Raw genomic sequence first — 21,895 nt, 5'->3', positions numbered from 1 at the left:
CAGCGGCAGGCTATTGATCGCGCGGCAGCTTCTTTTCTTCGCGCAGCACGCCGAACGCGGCCACGGTCATCATGCCGGCCACCACCACACCGCCGACGAACACCAGGTGCGGACCCATCAGCGACAGCACCTTGTGCAGCCAGGCGAAGCTCAGGTCGGCACCGCGGTAGACCACGGTGTCGATGGCCGCGCCGGCCTTGTAGCGCCACTGGCGGTCAACGCGCGTATAGATCGTCTCGCGCGCCGGCTTGAACAGCGAGAACTCGCTGGCGCGGGTAACGATCTGCACCACCGCTACCAACAGCGGCAAGGGCGAAGCGGCAAGTACCGAGAAGCCGACGATGATTGCGAAGGCCGGGATGAGCAGGGCCGGCGCCACGCCATGGCGCGACAGCAGCCAGCGCGTCAGCCCCAGCTGCACCAGCAGGGTCAGTGCGTTCACCGCCAGGTCGATATGCGAATAGAACGCCGTGCGCGCTTCCGGATCCGGGTAGGCCGCCCGCACGATGGACGCCTGTTCGTTGTACAGCAAGGTGCCTACGCCCACGCCGAAGACCACCAGTACAGCCAGCCAGCGCAACAGCGGCTCACGCACGATCAGCTTCAGCCCGTCCAGCACGCTGCCGCCCATCGGTTTTTCGCCCGACACCAGCTGCTGCTCACGCTCGCGCAGCACGGCCCAGTGCCGCAGCCGCCAGATGCACAGCAGGCACACACTGAGGAAGCCCGCGGAGACCAGCATCAGGTTGGCGATGCCCACCCGCTGCACCAGCGCACCGGTGATGATCGGGCCGAGAAACGCTCCGATGGTTCCCGCCGCGCCGATGTAACCGTAGTACGCCCGTGCCTGCACGTTGGTGAACACATCGGCCATGAAGCTCCAGAACACCGCGACGGCGAACAGGTTGAACACGGTGATCCAGAAGAAGAACGCCATGCCGCGTCCCGGCACGTCGCTGTCGAACATGACGTGGAAACCAAGCAGGGTGACGATGAAGAACCCGTACACCACCGGCATGAACACCCGCCGTGGATGGCGACTGACCAGCCAGCCATATACCGGCTGCAGCACCAGCATGATCAGGAACACGCAGGTGAACAGGAACTGCAGGACGAAATCCTGCAGCGCCACCCCATGGCTGGCAAACCAGGCGATCAGCGAAGGCGGAAACACTTCCTGCATGTCCGACGAGGACGCCATCGCCTCGCGCACCGGCCGCAGCACGTAATACCCGCTGAGCAGGCAGAAGAAATACAGGAACGACCACCATAACGCGGGCGTCTCGCGCAGCGCCTGCGTCAGTTGCCGTACCGGTCCGCCCACGGTGGCAGGTGCCAGCGGCGCGCTCACGTGTCACCCGGCGCGCGCGTCAGGCGGCAGCAGGAAGGCATGGGCGACTCCGGATGCGGGGAAGCGCGTACGGTATCCAATGCACTGCAACATCGCCAGCATCGCGGGCCGGTCCAGGCCGGATGTCCGCCGTACACCAACAGTACCGCTGCGCATGGCAGTGCTCACGAGCGCTGCTTTTGCCCCTCAAATCATCGATTATTCAATAAGATGCGCATTCATCTTCGCTTTGTTTGTGCAATGACGAAAAGCGGGGATAGAATCGGTCACAGCAGTCGCGCTCGGGTCCCGATCTAATGAACAAGAACAGCCGCCGTCGTCCGTTCCGTACGGCGGCCACCGGAATGCTGGGCATGTTGATGCCCGTTGCCCTGTCCACCACCGCGCAGACGTCGGCGCTGCCGCCGATGCCGGCCAACATCGAAGTGGCAGCCGCTGCCCCGGCGCATACCCAACCGGCGGCCTATCGCACCGGATTGACGGCCAACCCGCAGGCCCCCGCCGCCGGCTTCAATGTCAGCCAGATCGAATCAATGGCCCAGCAGCTGACCTATGGCGAGCGTGTGCCGGGCATGGCCGTGGCCATCGTCCAAGGCGGTCGCATCCTCAGCGCGCGCGGCTACGGGGTCACCGACGTCAACAATCCCCTGCCCGTCGATTCGCACACCGTATTCCGCCTGGCCTCGTTGTCCAAGGCCTTCGCCGGCACCATGGCCGGGTTGCTGGTCAACGATGGCACCCTGCGCTGGGACAGCAAGGTCACTGACTACGTGCCGGGCTTCCAGCTCACCACGCCCGAGGCCACCGAACGGCTTACGGTCGCCGATCTGCTCAGCCATCGGGTGGGCCTGCCGTACAACGCGTATGACCGCGATATCGAAGCGAATGCGGAGTACTACACGCTGACCCAGAAGCTGGGGTCCACGTCGTTGAAATGCCTGCCGGGTGATTGCTATGCCTATCAGAACGTGGCCTACAGCCTGATCGGCGATGTGGTCTACGCCGCCTCCGGCAGCTTCTACGAACAGGCGGTGGAACGCCGGCTGTTCAAGCCACTGGGCATGGACGATGCCAGCCTCGGGCTGGCGGGCATCCAGGCCAGTTCGCGCTGGGCGCGCCCGCACGTGCGCAGCCGCAATGGCTGGGTCTCGCTGACGCCCAAGCCGACCTACTACCGCCTCGCACCAGCGGCGGGCGTCAACGCCAGCGCCAACGACATGGCGCAGTGGCTGCTGGCACAGACCGGACATCGCCCTGACGTGCTGCCCGCGCCGCTGCTGGCCACCCTGCACGCCTCGCTGGTCAACACGCCCGGCGAAATGCGCTCGGGCTGGCGCCGTGAGCGCCTGCGCTCGGCCGGTTACGCACTGGGCTGGCGCAACTTCGATTACGCCGGTCACGAAGTGGTGTTCCATGCCGGCGCCGTGCAGGGCTACCGCGGCCTGGTGGCGCTTGTGCCGGAACGTGACCTGGGCATCGCCATCCTCTGGAATGGCGAAAGCAGCCTGCCCAGCGGACTGCTGCCCACCGTGCTGGATGCGGCCATGGGCCTGCCGACCCAGCGCTGGCTGGATGTCGATACCGATTTCGGCAGCGACAGCCTGATGGCGGAAGGCGCACCGGCCCAGGACAAGCGCAAGGGCGCCTCCTCCAGCCGCGCTACGGCCTCACCCCGATAACGGAACAAAAAAAGGGGACGGAGGGGATTAATCTCGATTAATTCCCTCCGTCCCCTTTTTGCTGCATAAAAAAAACCCCCGCTCCGCTGGGCTGTCGGAGAGGGGGCTTCAGGTATCGCTATCGGGACGTGCTTAGATCAGCGGCGCCGGGGTTGCGGGCAAGGCCACCGGAGCGGACTTCTTGCGACGGACCGGGGTCTTGCGCGCTGCTTTCTTCGCAGCCGGCTTCTTCGCGGTGGCCTTCTTCGCCGCCTTCTTGGCGGTCTTCTTTACGGCCTTCTTCGCGGTCGCCTTTTTCGCGGTCGCCTTACGCGCGGTTGCCTTCTTGGCTACCTTTTTGGTCGCCTTCTTGGCGGTCTTCTTGGCCGCAGCCTTCTTTACCGCTTTCTTGGCGGGCTTGCGCGCGACCTTCTTGGCAGCCTTCTTCGCGGTGGTCTTCTTCGCGACCTTCTTGGCGGTCGCCTTCTTGGCTACCTTTTTCGCGGTCTTCTTTACGGCCTTCTTCGCCGTTGCCTTCTTGGCGACCTTCTTGGTTGCCTTCTTTACTGCCTTCTTCGCCGTTGCCTTCTTGGCGACCTTCTTCACTGCTTTCTTGGCAGTCGCCTTCTTCGCGACCTTCTTCACTGCCTTTTTCGCAGCGGCTTTCTTGACTACCTTCTTCGTCGCCTTTTTGGCGGCGGGCTTCTTCTTCGCAGTGGCCATGGGATGGCTCCTCGTCAGTGATGGAGAATTGAAACGCCCAGGTAAATCGAACCCGCCGGATGGGTTGGCGGGGACCGCCGACGCGTACCACGCGTCGTGACGGGTGCTGCGGTGCCCGCTTCGATCGGCGAGGCTGGCATCGCGGCAGAACGGATGGTGCGAATCTCCGGGGGAAGCTGTGCCGACTCCACCGTCGCTCGACGTGCAGTGGATGTCCGGGTTGTGCTTCGCGCCTGTCGGTTGATCGGGTGCACTCGGTTTCGAAGAAAGGTCCGTTGGGCGAAACCTAATCACGCTTTTTTGGGCTGTCAACAACCCCAGGCAAAAACTTTCACGCAGAACCCGCCTCGCGCCTGCTCGATCACTGCAGCGCAGGCAGGGCACCAGCGCCCCGCGAGGGCCTTGCGCGCCTTCGACGGCGCGACGCGCAGCGCCTCGGTCGCGCGCGAAAGTGCTTTAAACAAGTCCTTTTCAAAAACGACGTGCAACGCATGCGTTGGCACGCACGTTACCCGTGGGCAAACGTATCGCTGCAACCTGGTTACCGGAACACTTCGGAAACGTGCCGTTTTTTTTTCACACGAATGAAGCCGATGCACGTGGTGCAAACGCGGTTTTGCGCAAAACTTTTCCGCTTTACGCGACCAGCAGGTGCACGATTCCGACCGCACATCGAACGGGCGTGGGCGACACGCATGTCATCAGCGCGCGGTCGGCGCCGGTCCGGCGCAAGAGAAAACGCATCACGCGTCGGCCAAAAAAAAGACCGCCCCTGGGGGCGGTCCTTCGCTGCAACCGGTCAACCCCGATCAGTGATCGTCGTCTTCCAGCACCTCGGCGTAGTCGTCCGGACCGAGCAGCTCATCGAGCTCACCCGCACCCGCGGCATCGACCACATACAGCCAGCCTTCGCCGTACGCATCTTCATTGATGGTCTCCGGCTTGTCAGCCAGCGCCGAATTGACCTCGACGATGGTGCCGGTGACCGGGCTGTAGACGTCCGAAGCCGCCTTGACCGATTCGACAACGGCGATGGCTTCGCCCGCCTTTGCCTCGATGCCGACTTCGGGCAGCTCGACATAGACCAGATCGCCGAGGAGGCCCTGGGCGTGGTCGGAAATGCCAACGGTGATGCGGCCGTCGGACTCGACGCGCGCCCACTCGTGGGACTTGAGGAACTTGAGGTCGCCGGGGATCTCGCTCATGACACTGCTCCAGGAATACAGGGTGTGGAAAAAACGCCGCTAGTGTAACCAACCGGCCGGGCCTGCTGGCAGGCCCGTGCCGACAAACCCGCGATCACGCCTCGCCCAGCACACCGGCCTGCGCTTGCCCTTCGCGCACGAACGGGAACTTGACCACGCGCACGGGGACGGCGCGGCCGCGGATGTCGACGGTGACTCCGCCCAGTTCACCCGCGGGTACGCGGGCGAAGGCGATGCCCTTGCCCAGCGTGGGCGAGAAGGTGCCGGAGAGGATTTCGCCCTGGCCGCTCGCGGTCGTTACGACCTGACCGTGGCGCAGCACGCCCTTTTCGTCCATCACCAGCCCGATCATCTGCCGTGCATCGCCGGCGGCCTTCTGCGCTTCCAGTACATCGCGGCCGATGAAATCGCGGCCCTCGTCCAGCGATACCGTCCAGGCAAGCGCCGCCTCGTACGGCGTGATCGCTTCGTCCATGTCCTGACCATACAGGTTCATGCCGGCTTCCAGCCGCAATGTATCGCGCGCGCCCAGACCGGCCGGCTTGACCCCGGCCTTGATCAGCTTGTCCCAGAACGCGACGACCGCGACCTGCGGCAGCAGGATCTCGAAACCGTCTTCGCCGGTGTAGCCGGTACGCGCGACGAACAACGGCACGCCATCGGCGGCACTTACCTGGGTGGCGGCGAAGCGACCGAGCTTGGCCAGTGCGTCCTTGTCGTCGGTGTCGACCAATCCGCCCACCGCGTCACGGGCCTTCGGCCCCTGCACCGCGAGGATCGCCAGATCCGGACGCTGCTGCACGCTGACGGCGAACGGGATGGCCTGTTCGGTAAGCCACGCCAGGTCCTTTTCGCGCGTCGAGGCATTGACGACCATGCGGAAGAAATCATCGGCCACGTAGTAGACGATCAGGTCATCGATGACGCCACCGCGCGCATTGAGCATGCAGGAATACAGCGCCTTGCCTGGGCCCTTCAGCTTGTCCACGGAATTCGCCAGCAGGCGACGCAGGAACGGCTTGACCTGATCACCCCGCAGATCGACGACGGTCATGTGGCTGACGTCGAACACGCCGGCCTCGCGGCGCACCAGGTGATGCTCATCCAACTGCGAACCGTAGTGGATGGGCATGTCCCAGCCCCCGAAGTCGACCATCTTTGCGCCGAGGGCGCGGTGGGAATCGTTGAGCAGCGTCTTCTGGGTCATGACCGGTCCGGGAACTAGGAAACAAGACCCGCATTATCCCAGATAGCACCACAGGGTCCACGTCATCGCATTCGCGCTGCCGCTCCCACGCTTTGCTGCGCAAACCGCGGGCCCCGTCTCACCAGCACCCACACCCCGCCGCTTCGCGTCCGCCCCTGACTCAGGGGCTCCCTCCACCAGACGGCTTGCTGTCATCGGAATGTTCCCGCCAACGGCCCGCTGCGCTCGCCGACCATGGGTCGGCGCTACCGCTTTCCTCTTTTTCATACGCGGCTGGCGGCCACGGAACCTGTCAGGGGGTCGGGCGGGGGGGCTGGGCGGGGGCGTTGAGCGCCATGGATGGCGCGAAACGAGGCACGCAGGAGCGGCCTTTGCCGTCCCCCGCACAGCCCCACCGCCCGGCCCAACCCCAGATGCACCCCAGCCACCCGCGAGGGGGTCTCACCCGTTCGCTTCCACCTGCAGCACACCATTGACCACCGCCACCACGCGCACCGGCGTGCCCGCCGCCAGCTCCGGTCCGGTGACCTGCCACGACGAATCATCGATGCTGACCCGCCCCTGCCCCGCCACGATGCCCTGCTGCAGCACCGCCACGCGGCCCACCAACTGCGCGCTGCGACGGTTCAACAGCGGCGCATCGCTCTGCCGACCGTGCGTCCTGCCCCAGCGGCGATACGCCTGGATAGCGACCACGCTGAGGACCACGAACGCGACCACCTGCCACAGCACCGGAATGCCGGGCACCAGTGCGGTGATCAGAAACACCGCCGCCGCGCCGATGCCGATCCACAGCATGAACGCACCCGGCGCCATCGCTTCGGCAGCGAACAACAGCAGCGCCAGTGCCCCCCATCCGACGACTTCCCAGCGCATGTCAGTCTCCAAAGCGCGGCGGCACCGCGCGGGCAGGCTTGTCGTCCTGTTTGGCGAAAGCATGCTTGGCCAGTTCGGCAACGCCGGCGATCGAGCCAATCACGCCACTGGCCTCCATCGGCATCAGCACCAGCTTCTGGTTCGGCGAGGTCGCCAGGGCCTTGAACGCTTCTACATACTTCTGTGCGATGAAGTAATTGATTGCCTGCACGTCCCCTTCGGCGATCGCCACCGAAACCATCTGGGTGGCCTTGGCTTCGGCCTCTGCCAGGCGCTCGCGTGCCTCTGCATCGCGGAATGCGGCCTCACGGCGGCCCTCGGCCTCCAGCACGGTCGCCTGCTTTTCACCGTCGGCACGCAGGATCTCGGACTGGCGCGCGCCTTCGGCTTCGAGAATCTGCGCGCGCTTTTCGCGTTCGGCCTTCATCTGCCGCGCCATCGCGTCCAGCAGATCACGCGGTGGCTGGATGTCGCGGATCTCGATCCGGTTGACCTTCAGGCCCCACGGATTGGTCGCCTGATCGACGACGCTCAGTAGCTGCGCATTGATCACCTCGCGCTGGCTCAGGGATTCGTCCAGGTCCATCGAGCCGATCACGGTGCGGATGTTGGTCTGTACCAGGGCGATCATCGCCACTTCCAGGTTGGAGACCTCGTAGGCCGCCTTGGCCGCGTCCAGCACCTGGAAGAACACCACGCCGTCCACGCGCACCGCGGCGTTGTCCTTGGTGATCACTTCCTGGCTGGGCACGTCCAGCACCTGCTCCATCATGTTCACCTTGCGCCCTACCCCGTACACGATCGGGATCAGGAAATGCAGGCCGGGCGACATCGTATGGGTATAGCGGCCGAACCGCTCCACCGTCCATTCAAAGCCCTGCGGCACCATGCGCACCGCCTTGAACAGCACGATCACGGCCACGATCGCCAGTACCACCGTAAAGAACATCGTCGGGAACATCGCGCTTCCTCTTCCATGAAAACCGACCTGCAGCATACCCCGCAGGTAGGTTTGCCGCGCTGGCGGGCGTTTTCGTCTGGGTCTCGCGGCGACGGGAGAGGCTGCACGGGACAAACGAGAAGAAAAGAAAGAGCAGTGGTAGCGCCGGAGCCATGCTCGGCGAGCGCCGTCCGTAGGCGTAGACAGCAAGCCGCCGAGCATGGCTCGGCGCTACCGCTTATTTTAAATGCGGGTGGTAGCCATGAAGCGTTCGCGGTCCTGCGCGGTGCGTCGGCGGATCTCGGCCAGCGCCTGGTTCTCGGTCGCCTCCAGCATCGCTTCGAACAGGCGCTGGAAGTGATAACGCATCGCATTGCGCGCTGCAGCAGGATCGCGCGACGCCAGTGCCTCGAAGATCGCCATGTGCTCGTCGGCACGGCTGGCGCCGTCGTCGTGGCAGACACGGGCATACACCTCTGCCACGCGCGGCATGTCGCTGCGCATGCGCCAGATCTGCTGCACGAAATACTCCACCACCGGATTGCCGGACAGGCGGGCGATGGTCAGATGGAAGCGGCGGTCGAAATCACCCGCCTCGGCATCGGTCAGGTCGCGACGGCAGAGCGCCTCGGCCAGCACCCGCAGTTCGGCGATGTCCGCGTCTTCCAGGTTGCCGGCCGCCAGTGCGGCGGCCTCGGCCTCGAACACCGCACGTGCCGCGGTCAGGTCGAATGCGCTGACATCCGGAAAGCCACCCAGGCCATCCAGTGGCCGCGGTTTCACATACACGCCCGAGCCGATGCGGATCGCGATCCAGCCCTGAGCTTCCAGGGCGATCTCCGCTTCACGCACGGTGACCCGGCTGACGCCGAAGCGTTCGGCCAGTTCGCGTTCGCCGGGCAGCCGTGTGCCGGGCGGGAACTCTCCGTCCTCGATCAACGTGCGGAGTTTGGCGGCGATGGTCTGGTACAGGCGGTTGGCGGACATGGGCTGACCCTTGGTGGTTCCCTCCGGCACCGTCCCGGGCCACCGCGCGCGGGGCTGGTCCGGTTGGAGCAACGGCGCGACCCTGAAGGCCGCGCCGTCTCGATTTAGAACTTGTATCGTACACCGAAAAACGCACGTCGCCCGTAGCTCACGACCTCGCGGAAGTTGCCAAAGGACGGTTGGTACGCCACGCGCGGTTCGTTGGTGAGGTTCATCAGTTCCAGTGACAGCGACAGGTTGCGGCTGACCCGGTAACGCGCGCGCAGGTCCACGCTGGTGTTGTCGTCGTAGTAGCGATTCTGCTGTGCGGTGTTGCCGGTGAAATCCTGGTAGTAGCTTGAGCGGAACTTGGCGATCGCCTGGATGTTGAACGGGCCCACGTCCCAGTACAGCGAACCGGACAGCACGTGCCGCGAGAACCCGCTCAAGCCGGCCGTCGGCACGATCGCCGGGATGACGCTGCCATCGCTGGCCAACTGCTCGCCCAGACGCGAATCCTGCGTCTCGTAATCCGAATCGGCGTAGTTGTAGCTCACCTTGAAGCCCAGGCCGTCAAACGGCTTCGGCAGGTACGAGAAGCGGTGTGTCGCACTGAGCTCCATACCGGTCAGCGTGCTGTCTTCGTCGGTGGTGACCTGCTGGCGCACCGGCACGGTCACCGTCTGGCCATCGATGGTGTAGGTCTCATCCACCAGCGAGGTCGCGGTTCCGCCATTGAACTGCTTCCAGTACACGGCGGCGGCCAGCAGCGTATCCGGGTTCGGGTACCACTCCAGCGACAGATCGCCGTTCCAGCTCATCAGCGGCTGCGCGGCCGGGTTGCCGCTGGCACTGATGTCGTCCAGTGCATCGGCCAGGTTGCCGAAGGTCGCATCGCTGTTGACGTTGATCGTGCGGCCCGCACCCAGCGCGGAAATGTCCGGGCGCGACATCGCGCGGTAGCCGGCGACACGCAGCAGCAGGTCCTCACGCAGCGCGAATGACGCATTGGCGCTGGGCAGCAGCTTGTCGTTGCCGGCCTTGAACGTCTGCGTGCTGAACTCGCCGGTCGGCTGCAGGCGGATCGTGCCGTCGCCGTTGTCACGCACGGTCAGGCCGGTGCGTACGCCTTCGGAACGCACGTCGGTCTTGACCCAGCGCGCGCCGACGTTGCCGGTGACGGGCAGGCCGAACCACTCACTGCTGAACTCACCGAGCAGATACAGCGAGCGTGTCTTCTCGGTGATGTCGACGTTGTTCGGGTCCGGCCGATCCGGATCGAGCAGGTTGTCGGTGGTACCGCGGAAGGACTGGTACAGGCACATCGGATCGAAGTACGCCCACTCGGAGATCGTGTTGCCGCTGGCGGCATCCATGAAATCCTTCTGCGGGAACGCCGCGCGGCAGCTGGTGTTGGCCGCGATGATGGCGGCCTTGTCGCCCGCCACGCGCTGGTCGTAATCGGTGATCAGCGTATTGTCACGCAGGGTGTAGTCCGCCTGGCTGGCGCGCAGCCCTGCCTTGATGCGGGTGAAGAATCCTTCCTCCGGCATGAAGCTGGCATCGAAGCGGCCGGCGCGGATCTGATGGTCGTTCTCGGTCTGGCTGGAGGTGACGCGGGCGGCGCCGGTGTAGGCGTCCCAATTGCTCGCATCGAACGCCGGATCCAGTGCCACGCTGGGCACCTCGCCCTGCCAGGCCCAGTCGTAGTTCACATAGCCGGTGGTCCCGCTGCTGATGCCCGGCACGATCGCATTGGCGGTATCGCGCTGGTTGGCCCGCAGGCGGGTGGCACGCTCGTCGTCCACGCGCTGGGTGTGCGAATAGGACAGGTCGGTGGACAGCTCCCAGGCCGGGCTCGGTCGCACGATCAGGTTGATTCCGCCGCCGGTGTATTCCTCGTTGCGCGTGTAGCGGTTGGAGGTCGAATCGATGGAGGTACTGCCGGACAGCTGGCGCAGCACGCCGTCTTCGTCGACCACCCGGTTGACGATGCCACGCCGCGCATTCGACAGGCTCAGGTCGCTGCGGTTTTCATACCAGTTGCGGTCCGTGTGCTCGACATCGACGTTGACCTCGACGACGTCGTTGGGGCGCCATTGCACCGCAGCGAACTCACTCTGCCGGTCGTTGCGTTCCTGCTTCAGGCGATAGATGCGGCTGCTGGGCACCAGGTAGAACGGCGTGCCGGCCGCGATGGCCGCTGCACCCGGCTCGGTGCAGTTCGCGTTGGCCACGTTGACCCGGCCATCGCAGGCATACCAGGTGGATCCGCTGGTGATGCTCTCTTCCGGATCCGACCCGTCCAGCCGCTGCACGCCCAGCGATACCCCCAGCTTTCCGCCGTTCTTGAATTCGAACTGGTCGATGTAGCTGGCGGTGCCGCGATAGCCGATGCCGTCGTCGTCGCGATACTTCTTGTCGTACTCCGCCCAGCTGCCACGCAGGTCCAACTGTATCGCCTGCTTGCCGTACTCCAGCGGCTTGACCGTTTCCAGGCCGATGGTGCCGGCCACGCCGCCTTCGATGATGTCGGCCCGCTGGGTCTTGTAGATCGCGACCGTGTTGATCAGCTCGGCGGGGAACATGTTGAAGTTAACCGAACGATCGCCGCTGCCGTTGGTGATCTCGCGCCCGTTGAAGTTGGTGCTGCTGAGAAACGCGCCCAAGCCACGGATCGAGATTTCCGATGCACCGGTCTTGTCACGGGTAGACGCTGCACCGGTCAGCGTTTCGATGGCGTCCGCCAGCGACGGGGCCGGCAGGTCGCCGATATCTTCGGCCGACAACACGTCTGAGATCACCGTGTCGTCGCGCTTCTTGTTGATCGAGCTCTGCATCGACTCGCGGATGCCGGTCACCTGGACCTGGTCCAGGTTGGTCGCGGTGCCGCCTGCCGGCGGCGGGTCGGTCTGCTGCGCCATTGCCGGGCCGCTGGCGAAGAGCGCAGCCATCAGGGCAAGGGACAGGGCATTTCGGTGGAACGGTGCTGCAGGCATTTCGATACGACGCATGGTGTCCTCCTCCCAAAGGATGTCCCGCAGTGCGGGCATGGGGCGCACTTTCGACATGCGGACACACAAATGTCAACCAATTGGACTGATTCTTTCGTCTTACCTTTGCTATAGGCCAATTCAGCATGAAATCTTGTGCTGTTGCAGCATGACTTGCCGACACACATGCCCTACAACTGCATCCCACTGGTCTAGCAAACCGGCTTACAATCCGTCCTGAGTCAGTGCCATCGTCCGGAGGAGACACCATGAAGTTTCCATCACAATCCCTGCCTTTAGCACTGCTGTTGGTCACGGGTGCTTCGTGGGCCGGGGCCGCTCATGCGGCGAGCCACCTGGTGCACGACGTGAGTGCGTTCAACGCGGTGGCGGCCACTCTCCAGCCCGGCGATGAGGTGGTGCTGGCCAATGGCACGTGGACGGATGCACGGCTGCTGCTGAAGGCGAACGGCACCGCGGCGGCGCCGATCACTCTGCGCGCGCAGACCCCCGGCCAGGTGATCCTCAGCGGTCAATCGGATCTGCGGCTGGCGGGTGAGTACCTGCACGTGGCGGATCTGGTGTTCCGCGATGGCTTTTCGCCCAGCGAGGCGGTGGTGGCCTTCCGTGAATCCAGCAAATCGGTCGCCCGCCACAGCCGGGTCAGCGGTGTGGTGATAGACGATTACAGCAACCCGGACAGCAGCGACCAGGATCAGTGGGTGATGCTCTACGGCGCGTTCAACCGGCTCGACCACAGCCAGTTGCGCGGCAAGACCAACGCCGGCCCCACCGTGGTGGTGGTGCGCGATGCAGCACAGGGCCTGGACAACCAGCACCGCATCGATCACAACTGGTTCGGCCCGCGCCCGGCGCTGGGCGTCAACGGCGGCGAAACCCTGCGCGTGGGCACCAGTGACAGCTCGCTCAGCGATTCCAACAGCACCGTCGAGTACAACTGGTTCGAGGGCTGCGACGGCGAGACCGAGATCATTTCCAACAAGTCCGGCGGCAACGTTTACCGCGGCAATGTGTTCTATCGCTCGGCCGGCGCATTGACGTTGCGTCATGGCAACGGCAACCAGGTGATCGACAACATCTTCCTCGGTGATGGCAAGTCCGGCACCGGCGGCGTGCGGGTGATCAATGCACAGCAGCAGGTCAGCAACAATTACTTCCAGGGGTTGGCCGGCAGCAGCAACCGCGCAGCGCTGGCGGTGATGCATGGCCAGGCCACGCCGGCGTTGTCCGGCTACGCGCCGGTGGTCGATGCGACGATCGAGCGCAACACCTTCGTCGATGTCTCCAAGGTGAGTTTCGGCGTCGGCTACAACGCGGCGACCGGCGTCGTGGTGCCCGCCAGCAACAGCCGCTTCCGCAACAACCTGCTGGTCAACCGCACTGGCGCGGATCCGGTCACGGTGAACGGCAGCATGGCCGGCGTCGCCTCCACCGGCAACCTGCAGTCGCCGCTCGCGTCCCCCGCCCTGCCCGGCGGCGTGGACAGCGTCGCGGCAACCCTCGTACAGGCGCCGAACGGACTGTGGGTGCCCTCGCCGGCCCTCCCATCGGCCGGCGCCTCTGCCACCCTGAGCGTGACATCCCGCGATGCCACCGGCGTGGCCTGGTATCCCAAACAAGGGGAATGGACGGATGCGGCCGTTGTCGGCCACCGCCTGCCCACCAATGGAGCTGATCGATGAAGCACACGTACCTGTCGCTTGCCCTCGCGTTGGCCACGGCCAGCGGCGCCGTGGCCGTGCTGCCCGCGCCCGCCTACGCGGCGACGGCGGCGTCCACGCCGGCCGAAACCGCAGTGGCGCCGGTGCTGGTCACCGCCAGCCAATGGAAGCAGATGGCCAGCGAGGGCGCTCGTTATCCTTCCTTCGCCAAGGAGCAGGCACGCAACGAGGCGATGCTGCGGCGGATGATGAAGGCCGGCATCGACGTCCCCTTTCCCAAGGACAAGGGCGGCGGGCGCACGCATGAGCAGCACAAGCGCAACTACCAAGCGCTGCTGGCCGCCGGCACGCTGTACCGCTTGACCGGCGACACCGCCTACGTCGATTACGCCCGACGCATGCTGCTGGAATACGCCGCGCTGTACCCCACCCTGGGCCCGCATCCGGAAGGACGCGGGCAGATCCCGGGCCGGGTGTTCTGGCAGGTACTCAATGACTCGGTGTGGCTGGTGAACGCCGTCCAGGGCTACGACGCGATCCGCGACGCGCTGCCCGCCAAGGACCGTCAGACCATCGATGACCGCGTGTTCCGGCCGATGGCCGAGTTCCTTGCCAGCGAGCCGAAGAACTTCGACCAGATCCACAATCACTCCACCTGGGCGGTGGCGGCCACCGGCATGACCGGCTACGTGCTGCGCGACCAGGACCTGGTGGAGAAATCGCTGCGCGGCAGCCGCAAGGACGACGAATTCGGGTTCCTGCGCCAGGTCGACCTGCTGTTCTCGCCCGACGGGTACTACGAAGAAGGCCCCTACTACCAGCGCTATGCCCTGGCGCCATTCCTGTTGTTCGCCAATGCCATCGAGCGCAACGAGCCGCAGCGGAAGATCTTCGAGCGCCGCGACGGCGTGCTGCTGAAGGCCGTCGATGTGCTCGTGCAGAGCAGCTACGGCGGCCTGTTTTTCCCGATCAACGACGCCATCCTCGACAAGGGCGTGGATACGGAAGAACTGGTGGCAGGCATCGGCATCGCTTACGCGCGCAGCGGTGACGACCAGTTGCTGTCGGTGGCCCAGCACCAGGACCGCCTGCTGTTGACCCCGGAGGGCCTGCAGGTCGCCCAGGCGCTGGCCGCCGGCAAGGCCAAACCCTTCGATTACCGCCCGATGCTGCTGCGCGATGGCCCGGACGGTGATCGCGGCGGGTTGGCGATCCTGCGCATGGGCGACGAAGACGGCCAGGTACTGGTACAGAAAGACACCATGCAGGGCATGGGCCATGGTCACTTCGACAAGCTCAACTGGCTGTTCTATGACAACGGCCAGCGCGTGGTGACGGACTACGGTTCAGCGCGCTTCCTCAATGTGGAAGCCAAGCGCGGCGGCATCTACCTGGCCGAAAACCGCAGCTGGGCCAAACAGACCATCGCCCACAACACGCTGGTGGTGGATGAAAAGAGCCACTTCAACGGCGACTGGAAGCGGGGCGAAGCGCATGCGCCGACCGTGCGTTTCTTCCAGGCCGATGAAGATACCCAGGTTGCCTCGGCCACGATGCGCGATGCGTACCCCGGCGTGACGTTCACCCGCACCCAGGCGTTGCTGCGCCATCCGGACCTGGCCCTGCCGGTCGTGCTGGACCTGATGCAGGTGAAGGGTGAGAAGGCGGCCCGCTTCGACCTGCCCCTGCACTTCAACGGCCACATCGTCAGCACCGGGTTCGAAGCCGAACGGTTCGTCGAGCAGCGTCCCGTGCTGGGCGCGGAAAACGGCTACCAGCATCTGTGGGTGGACGCGCGCAGCGCGCCCGGCACCGAACAGCGCAGCCTGGCCTGGCTGCTGGATGGACGCTTCTACACCTACCGTTTCGGCAGCACCGCGCCATCACGGGCGCTGCTGGTGGAAAGCGGTGCGAACGATCCCGAGTTCAACCTGCGCCGCGAACCGGCGCTGGTGCAGCGCGTGGAAGGCCAGCGCGAAGTGAGCTTCTTCAGCGTGCTGGAACCGCACGGTGAATACAACGGCACGGCCGAGTACGTGCACGGGGCCGACAGCCAGGTCACTGCGCTGGTGCGGGTGCGCGGCAAGGACGCCGAACTGCTGCAGCTGACGCTGGCCAGCGGCGCGCGCATCGCACTGGGCGTTGCCGATGACAGCAGTACCGATAGCGAACACAGCGTGGTGGTGGATGGCCATACCTACACGTGGCGCGGCAGCCATGCGCGCATGGACCAGGCCGCCGGCAAGCGGGGCGGCCGATGAACGTGTCTTCTGCCGGCGCGCAGTTGCGCAAGGTGCCGGTCCGCTCGGCAGTGCGGTGGCTGATCGTGGGCCTGATCGCGGTCGCGACGGTCATCAACTACATCGACCGCAATGCGTTGGCGGTGATGTGGCCGGAGATCGCCCGCGAAGTCGGGGCCACCAAGGATGACTACGCGCTGCTGGTGACGGTGTTCATGCTGTTCTACGCCGCTGGCCAGTTCCTGTTCGGCCGGTTGTTCGACCTGATCGGCACGCGCATGGGGTTCGCACTGTCCATCAGCGTGTGGTCGATATCGATCGCCCTGCATGCGGTCACCCATTCCATCCTGTCGTTCAGTCTGGTGCGGGCGATGCTGGGCGTCAGCGAAGCCGGCGCCTGGCCGGGTGCGGTCAAGGCCAACGCGGAGTGGTTCCCGGCACGCGAGCGTGCGCTGGCACAGGGCGTCTTCAACGCCGGCGCCTCCATCGGCGCGATCGTGTCTGCGCCCGCCATTGCCGGCCTGTACCTGTGGCTGGGCTGGCGCGGGACGTTCGTGGTGATCGGTGCGATGGGCTTCCTGTGGCTGCTGCCGTGGCTGTTCGTGTACCGCGCAGGGCCGGACAAACACCCGTGGGTCAGTGATGCCGAGCGTCGCCTGATCATGGAAGACCAGGCCGGCGCCGCCGATCCCGCCGCACCGCGCCGCAGCGTGCGTGAGCTGCTGGCGCACCGGCAGAGCTGGGGCATGCTCGCCTGCCGCTTCCTGCTGGACCCGATCTGGTGGCTGTTCGTGTCCTGGCTGCCGATCTACCTGGCAGAAACCTTCGGCTTCGACATCAAGCAGATCGGCCTGTTCGCATGGGTGCCCTTCGTCGGTGCGATGCTCGGCAGCCTGACCGGCGGCTGGCTGTCCGGCCGGCTGATCCGCGCCGGGCACAGCGTGGACCGCGCGCGCAAATGGTCGATCACCCTCGGCTGCATCATCATGGCGCCTGCCCTGCTGGGCGCGGTGATGGCCGCCGGCCCGTTGGCCGCGGTGCTGACCATCGCCGCCGTGCTGTTCGGCTTCCAGGTCGCCATCGGCAATATCCAGACCCTGCCGGGCGATCTGTTCGGTGGGCGCTCGGTGGGCACGCTGGCCGGCCTGGGTGGCCTGGCCGCCGTTGCCGGCACCTTGATCACCACGTGGCTGGTGCCGGTGCTGACCCGCGAGTCCTATGCCCCGATGTTCATGCTCGTCGCCGCCCTCGTGCCGCTGTCGCTGGTCGCGCTGTGGTGGTTCACCGGCACGATCCGTCGCCTCGATGCACCCACGCCGACGCCTGCGCCGCAGCGCTGAGCGCACGCCTACGTTCCCCGCCCCTTTTTTCTCTCACACACCCCACGTAACAAAGGAGTTCCAACGCATGTCATTCCAGGACAAGGTGGCCATCGTCACCGGTGGCGGCCGCGATATCGGTCGCGCCATTTCGATCAAACTCGCCGCCGCCGGCGCCCGCGTCTGCTTCAACTACGCCAACGACGAAGCCAGCGCACGCGAGACACTGGCGCAGATCGAAGCCGCCGGTGGCCAGGCCATCCTGCATCGCGCCGACGTGACCGATCCGGCCGCCGTCGCCGGGCTGGTGGCTGCCGCGCAGGCCGCGTTCGGTCCCCGCATCGACCTGCTGATCAACGTGGCCGGTGGCATGGTCGAGCGTCGCCCGCTGGCCGACATCGATCCGGCGTTCTTCCACAAGGTGATCGATCTCAACCTGACCTCGACCTACCTCACCACCCATGCCGTGGTGCCGCACATGGGCGAAGGCGCGGCAATCGTCAACTTCGCCTCGCAGGCCGGTCGCGATGGCGGTGGCCCCGGTGCATCCATCTATGCAACCGCCAAGGCCGGCGTGATGACCTTCACCCGCGCCATGGCCAAGGAACTGGGCCCGAAGGGCATCCGGGTCAACGCGCTGTGCTGCGGCATGATCGCCACGCGGTTCCATGACGAGTTCACCAAGCCGGAAGTGCGCACCGCCGTAGCCGCCGGTACGCCGCTGCGTCGCCAGGGTCGTCCGCAGGAAGCAGCCGACGTGGCCGTGTATCTGGCCTCGGACGAGGCCGCCTTCATCACCGGCGCGAACATCGACGTCAACGGCGGCACGTTCTTCTCCTGACCGGAGTTTCACCATGCTGCGCTGGATCACCGCTCTTTCCCTTGCCGTTGGTTCCGCGCTGTCCGCATCGGCTGCCCCCGCGCAGCCGGTGTGGGTCACCGCCTGGACCGCATCACCCGCGCCGGATCGCCTGGACGGCACGCCGCAGGCCCCCGTGCAGTTCGCTGCACAGACCGTCCGCCAGGACATCCGGCTGGGCAGCCGCGCCGACGCGCTGCGCCTGCGCATCAGCAATGAACTGGGCACGTCCCCACTGCGGGTCGAAGACATGACCGTACGCGGTTCCTCCGGCCGCCCGCTGCCCGTGCAGGTGGACGGACGCAGGGTCATCGACGTACCGGTAGGGGCTGCGTTGCTGACTGATCCGCTGCCATTGAAGGCCGCGGCGCTGGATGAGATCCAGGTCACCGCCTATTTCCCACAGGCGACGCGCCCCGCCGTGCGCCGTACCACCGTGCGGGTGGCCGAGGGCCGACAGCCGCGCGTGGCCGACAGCGTGGCCGTGTCCTATCGCCAGAATGTGATTTCGGCGGTGCTGGTGCAGCGCGCGGATCGACCATCGGTCATCGTGGCGCTGGGTGATTCCATCACCGAAGGCGCCACCGCCGCACGCGGCTCGTACAACCAGTGGCCCGAGCGCCTGGCCGTGCGCTTGCAGCAGGCCTGCCCGGACCGCTTCGTCGTGCTCAACCAAGGCATCAGCGGCAACAAGCTGCTGGACCACGGGCGCAGCCACAGCGCGCTGTCCCGGCTGGACCGCGACGTGATCGCCGTGGCCGATGCCGATCAGATGATCCTCTTCGAAGGCATCAATGACATCCGTCATGGCGGCGGACCCACACCGCTGCCCGGCCGCACGGCCGACGACATGCTGCTGGGTTATCGACAGATCGCCACGCGCCTGCACCAGCACGGCGCGCGCGCGTTCATCGGCACGCTGACGCCCTTCGGTGGCTCCGAGCGCTATGAACCGCTATCGGCCGCGACCCGGACTACGATCAATGCATGGGCGCGCGGCAATGACAGCGGCTTTGACGGCGTAGTGGACTTCGATGCGGCGCTGCGCGACCCGGCCACGCCGGAATCCCTGCCTGCCGGCATCACCCGCGATCACCTGCATCCCAACGACGCAGGCTATGCGCGCATGGCCGATGCCATCGACCTGACGATGCTGGGCTGTCAGGCACGTTGAGCACGCGATGCGTGGCCTGCACGGGTGGGGCGGGCGCTGACTACGCCCCGCTGCGTGGAGCGAACATGATCACGGCCATGCCGGCCAGGCACAGCGACACGCCCAGCACGTCCCACCGACCGGGACGGATGCCGTCGACCAGCCAAAGCCAGAGCAGCGCCGTGCCCACATAGACGCCACCGTAGGCCGCATAGATGCGCCCACTGGCATCGGGATGCAGGGTCAGCAGCCAGGCGAACAATGCCAGGCTGGCCGCGGCCGGCAGCAGCAGCCACGCGCTGCCATCACGACGCAGCCACAGCCACGGCAGGTAACAGCCGATGATCTCGGCCAGCGCCGTGATCAGGAACAGCCCCAAGGTCTTCACAATGCGGCTTCGTCCGCCTTCGCGCGTTGCCAGAGTGCTTCCTGCGCCTGCAGGTCCAGGTCCGCCATGCGCTCGCCCGCAGCGTCGGCGTAGCCTTCCATCGCCCGGAATCGACGTTCGAACTTGTGGTTCGCACCGCGCAGTGCACTGCCCACGTCCACATCGGCCTGCCGGGCCAGTTTCGCGCAGACGAACAGCAGGTCGCCCAGCTCTTCCTGCAGCCGCGCCTTGTTGCCGGCGATGTCACCCCGCTCGAACTCCGCGCGCAGCTCCTGGAGCTCCTCTGCCGCTTTATCCAGCACCGGCAGGGGACCAGACCAGTCGAATCCCACCTTGGCGGCGCGCGACTGCAGCTTCAGTGCGCGCTGCCATTCCGGCAGCCCGCGCGAGATACCTGCCAGCGCCGAGCGATCCGTTTCGCCCTTGGCTGCACGCTCTTCCCGCTTGATGGCGTCCCAGTTGCGCAGCACATGGGCGGCATCGTCCACGCTGGCATCGGCGAAGATATGCGGATGGCGGCGGACCATCTTTTCATTGATGGAGCGGGCAACGTCGGCAAAGGCGAACGCGCCCTGCTCTTCCGCCATCCGGGCATGGAACACGACCTGCAGCAGCAGGTCCCCAAGCTCGTCACACAGATCATCCAGGTCACCGCGATCAATCGCATCGGCGACTTCGTACGCCTCTTCGATGGTGTACGGGGCGATGGTGGAGAAGTCCTGTTCAAGATCCCACGGACAGCCACCGTCCGGATCGCGCAGGCGCGCCATGATCGCCAGCAGGCGGCCCAGTTCGGTTGCTGCGTCGGTCGCGCTCATTCGGTACTCCCGTTGCTGTCGTCGAGCCAGCCGCGCCAGGGCAACGCAGGATCACCCAGTGCCATGAAGTCACCGTTGAGCAGGCTCTCGCGGCGGTTGTAGCGGAAGGGTTTGCCGGTGCTCGCCGACAGCACGGCGCCGCCGGCGGCGTGCAGGACACACTGGCCCGCGGCGGTGTCCCATTCACTGGTCGGTCCCAACCGCGGATAGACATCCAGATCGCCCTCGGCGATCCGGCAGAACTTCAGCGAAGACCCCTGTGCCACCGTCTCGATGTCGCCCATCCGCTGCAGCAGCGCCTCGGTGCGCGCGGACCGGTGTGAACGACTGGCGGCAACGCGCAGCGGGGCATGGGCGGGCGCGCGCGTGCGCAGCACCGTGTCATGCACGCCCTGCCGTCGATAGGCCTGCTCACCCCGCATCGCGTGCCACACCAGGCCGGTTACCGGTGCCAGTACCACCCCGAAGGTCGGTGCCCCCTGGTAGACCAGCGCGATGTTCACGCTGAACTCGCCATTGCGCTTGATGAACTCACGGGTGCCGTCCAAGGGGTCGACCAGCCAGTACGCGCCCCAGTGGCGTCGCGTCTCCCAGTCAGCGGCCACGGACTCTTCCGACAGCACGGGCAGGTCCGGCGTCAGCCGCAGCAGCCCACTGACGATGCGGTCGTTGGCCGCCAGGTCCGCCGTGGTTACCGGGCTGTCGTCATCCTTCAGGCTGACGTCGAACCCGGTGGCATACACCTGCATGATGGCCGCCGCCGCATCCTGGGCGATGGCGATGACGGTTTCGCGCAGGTCGGTCGTAATGCGTACGTGGGTCACGGCAGCAGGCGCCCGCGACACCGTGACGCGGCGGCATGCCGGCTCATGGGCGACCCTGCAGCCACTGCCGCGCGATGAACAGCGCCGCCAGCGAACGGCCTTCGGAGAAATCCTCGCGCAGCATCAGCTGATCGAGTTCGGCGAGCTTCCACGGCACGACTTCCAGCTCTTCGGGTTCATCGCCCTGCAGTTTCTCCGGATAAAGATCGCGCGCCACGACGAGCCATGACTGATGGCTCATGTACGTAGGGGCCAGCGTCATCGCGCGGAGCACGTCCACGCGCCGCGCGCCATAACCGGCTTCTTCCTTCAGCTCGCGATCGGCCGCCTGTTCCGGCGTCTCGCCTGCGTCGATCCGTCCCTTCACCAGGCCCAGTTCGTAGCGGTGCATGCCCGCGGCGTACTCCCGCACCAGCAGCACGGTGTCCTCGTCCAGCATCGGCACCACCACGACGGCACCGTGGCCACGGCTGACCAGGCGCTCGAATCGCCGCTGTTCGCCATTGGAGAACTCCAGGTCCAGATGCTGGCGCTGGAAGGGCCCGTTTTCCTCGTCGGTGATCCGATGGATGATGGGCAGGCGACGGCTCATGCGGAATGCCCCGCGCGGGCCGATAGAATGGACGAAGGCAGCAACATGTTCATGAGCTCACGATGCTAGCAGAGACGCAGCCCTCCCCGCAGGGCAACCCG

At 65.8% G+C, this 21,895-nt stretch carries 19 protein-coding genes; 6 read left to right on the top strand and 13 right to left on the bottom strand.

What is annotated here, in order from left to right:
• Positions 1 to 10: 10 nt before the first annotated feature.
• On the bottom strand, positions 11 to 1,351 hold the full coding sequence (locus tag IFT65_RS03325; protein ID WP_192080187.1) for an MFS transporter: 1,341 nt from the start codon (positions 1,349 to 1,351) through the stop codon (positions 11 to 13).
• 296 nt (positions 1,352 to 1,647) lie between these two features.
• On the opposite strand from IFT65_RS03325, the gene IFT65_RS03320 reads away from it, so the two are divergent.
• Complete coding sequence (locus IFT65_RS03320; protein WP_192080185.1) at positions 1,648 to 3,030, top strand: serine hydrolase domain-containing protein; 1,383 nt, start codon at positions 1,648 to 1,650, stop codon at positions 3,028 to 3,030.
• Positions 3,031 to 3,162: 132 nt separating this feature from the next.
• Here the strand turns inward: IFT65_RS03320 and IFT65_RS03315 are convergent, their stop codons facing one another.
• The 8 genes from IFT65_RS03315 to IFT65_RS03280 form a co-directional block, all read right to left on the bottom strand.
• Positions 3,163 to 3,732, bottom strand: coding sequence for a histone (locus IFT65_RS03315; RefSeq protein ID WP_192080183.1), 570 nt, complete (start codon positions 3,730 to 3,732; stop codon positions 3,163 to 3,165).
• Positions 3,733 to 4,040: 308 nt separating this feature from the next.
• On the bottom strand, positions 4,041 to 4,235 hold the full coding sequence (locus IFT65_RS03310) for a hypothetical protein (protein WP_192080181.1): 195 nt from the start codon (positions 4,233 to 4,235) through the stop codon (positions 4,041 to 4,043).
• A 306-nt stretch (positions 4,236 to 4,541) separates the two neighbouring features.
• Positions 4,542 to 4,937, bottom strand: coding sequence for a glycine cleavage system protein GcvH (gene gcvH, locus IFT65_RS03305; protein ID WP_188324684.1), 396 nt, complete (start codon positions 4,935 to 4,937; stop codon positions 4,542 to 4,544).
• Positions 4,938 to 5,031: 94 nt separating this feature from the next.
• Positions 5,032 to 6,144, bottom strand: a complete 1,113-nt coding sequence (gcvT, locus tag IFT65_RS03300) for a glycine cleavage system aminomethyltransferase GcvT (RefSeq protein WP_192080179.1) — start codon at positions 6,142 to 6,144, stop codon at positions 5,032 to 5,034.
• A 441-nt stretch (positions 6,145 to 6,585) separates the two neighbouring features.
• A complete protein-coding gene (locus IFT65_RS03295) occupies positions 6,586 to 7,020 on the bottom strand; it encodes an NfeD family protein (protein ID WP_188324686.1) in 435 nt (144 codons plus the stop codon).
• A gap of 1 nt (position 7,021) precedes the next feature.
• Positions 7,022 to 7,981 (bottom strand): SPFH domain-containing protein, encoded by a 960-nt coding sequence (locus IFT65_RS03290; RefSeq protein ID WP_188324687.1) that lies wholly within the window; start codon positions 7,979 to 7,981, stop codon positions 7,022 to 7,024.
• 222 nt (positions 7,982 to 8,203) lie between these two features.
• Positions 8,204 to 8,947, bottom strand: a complete 744-nt coding sequence (locus tag IFT65_RS03285) for a FadR/GntR family transcriptional regulator (protein ID WP_188324688.1) — start codon at positions 8,945 to 8,947, stop codon at positions 8,204 to 8,206.
• A 104-nt stretch (positions 8,948 to 9,051) separates the two neighbouring features.
• A complete protein-coding gene (locus tag IFT65_RS03280) occupies positions 9,052 to 11,850 on the bottom strand; it encodes a TonB-dependent receptor (RefSeq protein ID WP_223203075.1) in 2,799 nt (932 codons plus the stop codon).
• A gap of 338 nt (positions 11,851 to 12,188) precedes the next feature.
• Here IFT65_RS03280 and IFT65_RS03275 point away from each other — a divergent pair, with 338 nt between their 5' ends.
• From IFT65_RS03275 to IFT65_RS03255, 5 genes are all read left to right on the top strand, one after another.
• Positions 12,189 to 13,622: a polysaccharide lyase 6 family protein gene (locus IFT65_RS03275; protein WP_192080177.1), complete on the top strand. Its 1,434-nt coding sequence runs from the start codon at positions 12,189 to 12,191 to the stop codon at positions 13,620 to 13,622.
• Complete coding sequence (locus tag IFT65_RS03270) at positions 13,619 to 15,862, top strand: oligoalginate lyase (RefSeq protein ID WP_192080175.1); 2,244 nt, start codon at positions 13,619 to 13,621, stop codon at positions 15,860 to 15,862. The genes IFT65_RS03275 and IFT65_RS03270 overlap by 4 nt, the downstream gene beginning before the upstream one ends.
• Positions 15,859 to 17,181, top strand: a complete 1,323-nt coding sequence (locus tag IFT65_RS03265) for an MFS transporter (protein WP_192080173.1) — start codon at positions 15,859 to 15,861, stop codon at positions 17,179 to 17,181. Before IFT65_RS03270 ends, IFT65_RS03265 begins: the two co-directional genes overlap by 4 nt.
• A 67-nt stretch (positions 17,182 to 17,248) precedes the next feature.
• Positions 17,249 to 18,001 (top strand): glucose 1-dehydrogenase, encoded by a 753-nt coding sequence (locus IFT65_RS03260; RefSeq protein WP_188324692.1) that lies wholly within the window; start codon positions 17,249 to 17,251, stop codon positions 17,999 to 18,001.
• A 13-nt stretch (positions 18,002 to 18,014) separates the two neighbouring features.
• The gene (locus tag IFT65_RS03255; protein ID WP_192080171.1) at positions 18,015 to 19,193 is read left to right on the top strand and encodes a GDSL-type esterase/lipase family protein; all 1,179 of its coding nucleotides are present in this window, start codon (positions 18,015 to 18,017) and stop codon (positions 19,191 to 19,193) included.
• Positions 19,194 to 19,233: 40 nt separating this feature from the next.
• On the opposite strand, the gene IFT65_RS03250 is transcribed toward IFT65_RS03255, so the two are convergent.
• The 4 genes from IFT65_RS03250 to nudE are packed head-to-tail and all read right to left on the bottom strand — an operon-like array spanning position 19,234 to position 21,794.
• Entirely contained in the window at positions 19,234 to 19,560 is a 327-nt protein-coding gene (locus tag IFT65_RS03250; protein WP_192080169.1) for a YnfA family protein, read from the bottom strand.
• Positions 19,557 to 20,378, bottom strand: a complete 822-nt coding sequence (gene mazG / locus IFT65_RS03245; RefSeq protein ID WP_192080167.1) for a nucleoside triphosphate pyrophosphohydrolase — start codon at positions 20,376 to 20,378, stop codon at positions 19,557 to 19,559. Before mazG ends, IFT65_RS03250 begins: the two co-directional genes overlap by 4 nt.
• Entirely contained in the window at positions 20,375 to 21,202 is an 828-nt protein-coding gene (gene cysQ, locus IFT65_RS03240; RefSeq protein ID WP_192080165.1) for a 3'(2'),5'-bisphosphate nucleotidase CysQ, read from the bottom strand. The genes mazG and cysQ overlap by 4 nt, the downstream gene beginning before the upstream one ends.
• A 43-nt stretch (positions 21,203 to 21,245) precedes the next feature.
• Positions 21,246 to 21,794, bottom strand: coding sequence for an ADP compounds hydrolase NudE (gene nudE, locus IFT65_RS03235; protein WP_188324697.1), 549 nt, complete (start codon positions 21,792 to 21,794; stop codon positions 21,246 to 21,248).
• Positions 21,795 to 21,895 lie beyond the last annotated feature (101 nt).

It is taken from the genome of Stenotrophomonas sp. CFBP 13725, assembly GCF_014841935.1.
Classification (GTDB): domain Bacteria; phylum Pseudomonadota; class Gammaproteobacteria; order Xanthomonadales; family Xanthomonadaceae; genus Stenotrophomonas.
This window is presented reverse-complemented; position numbering and strand designations above follow the sequence as displayed.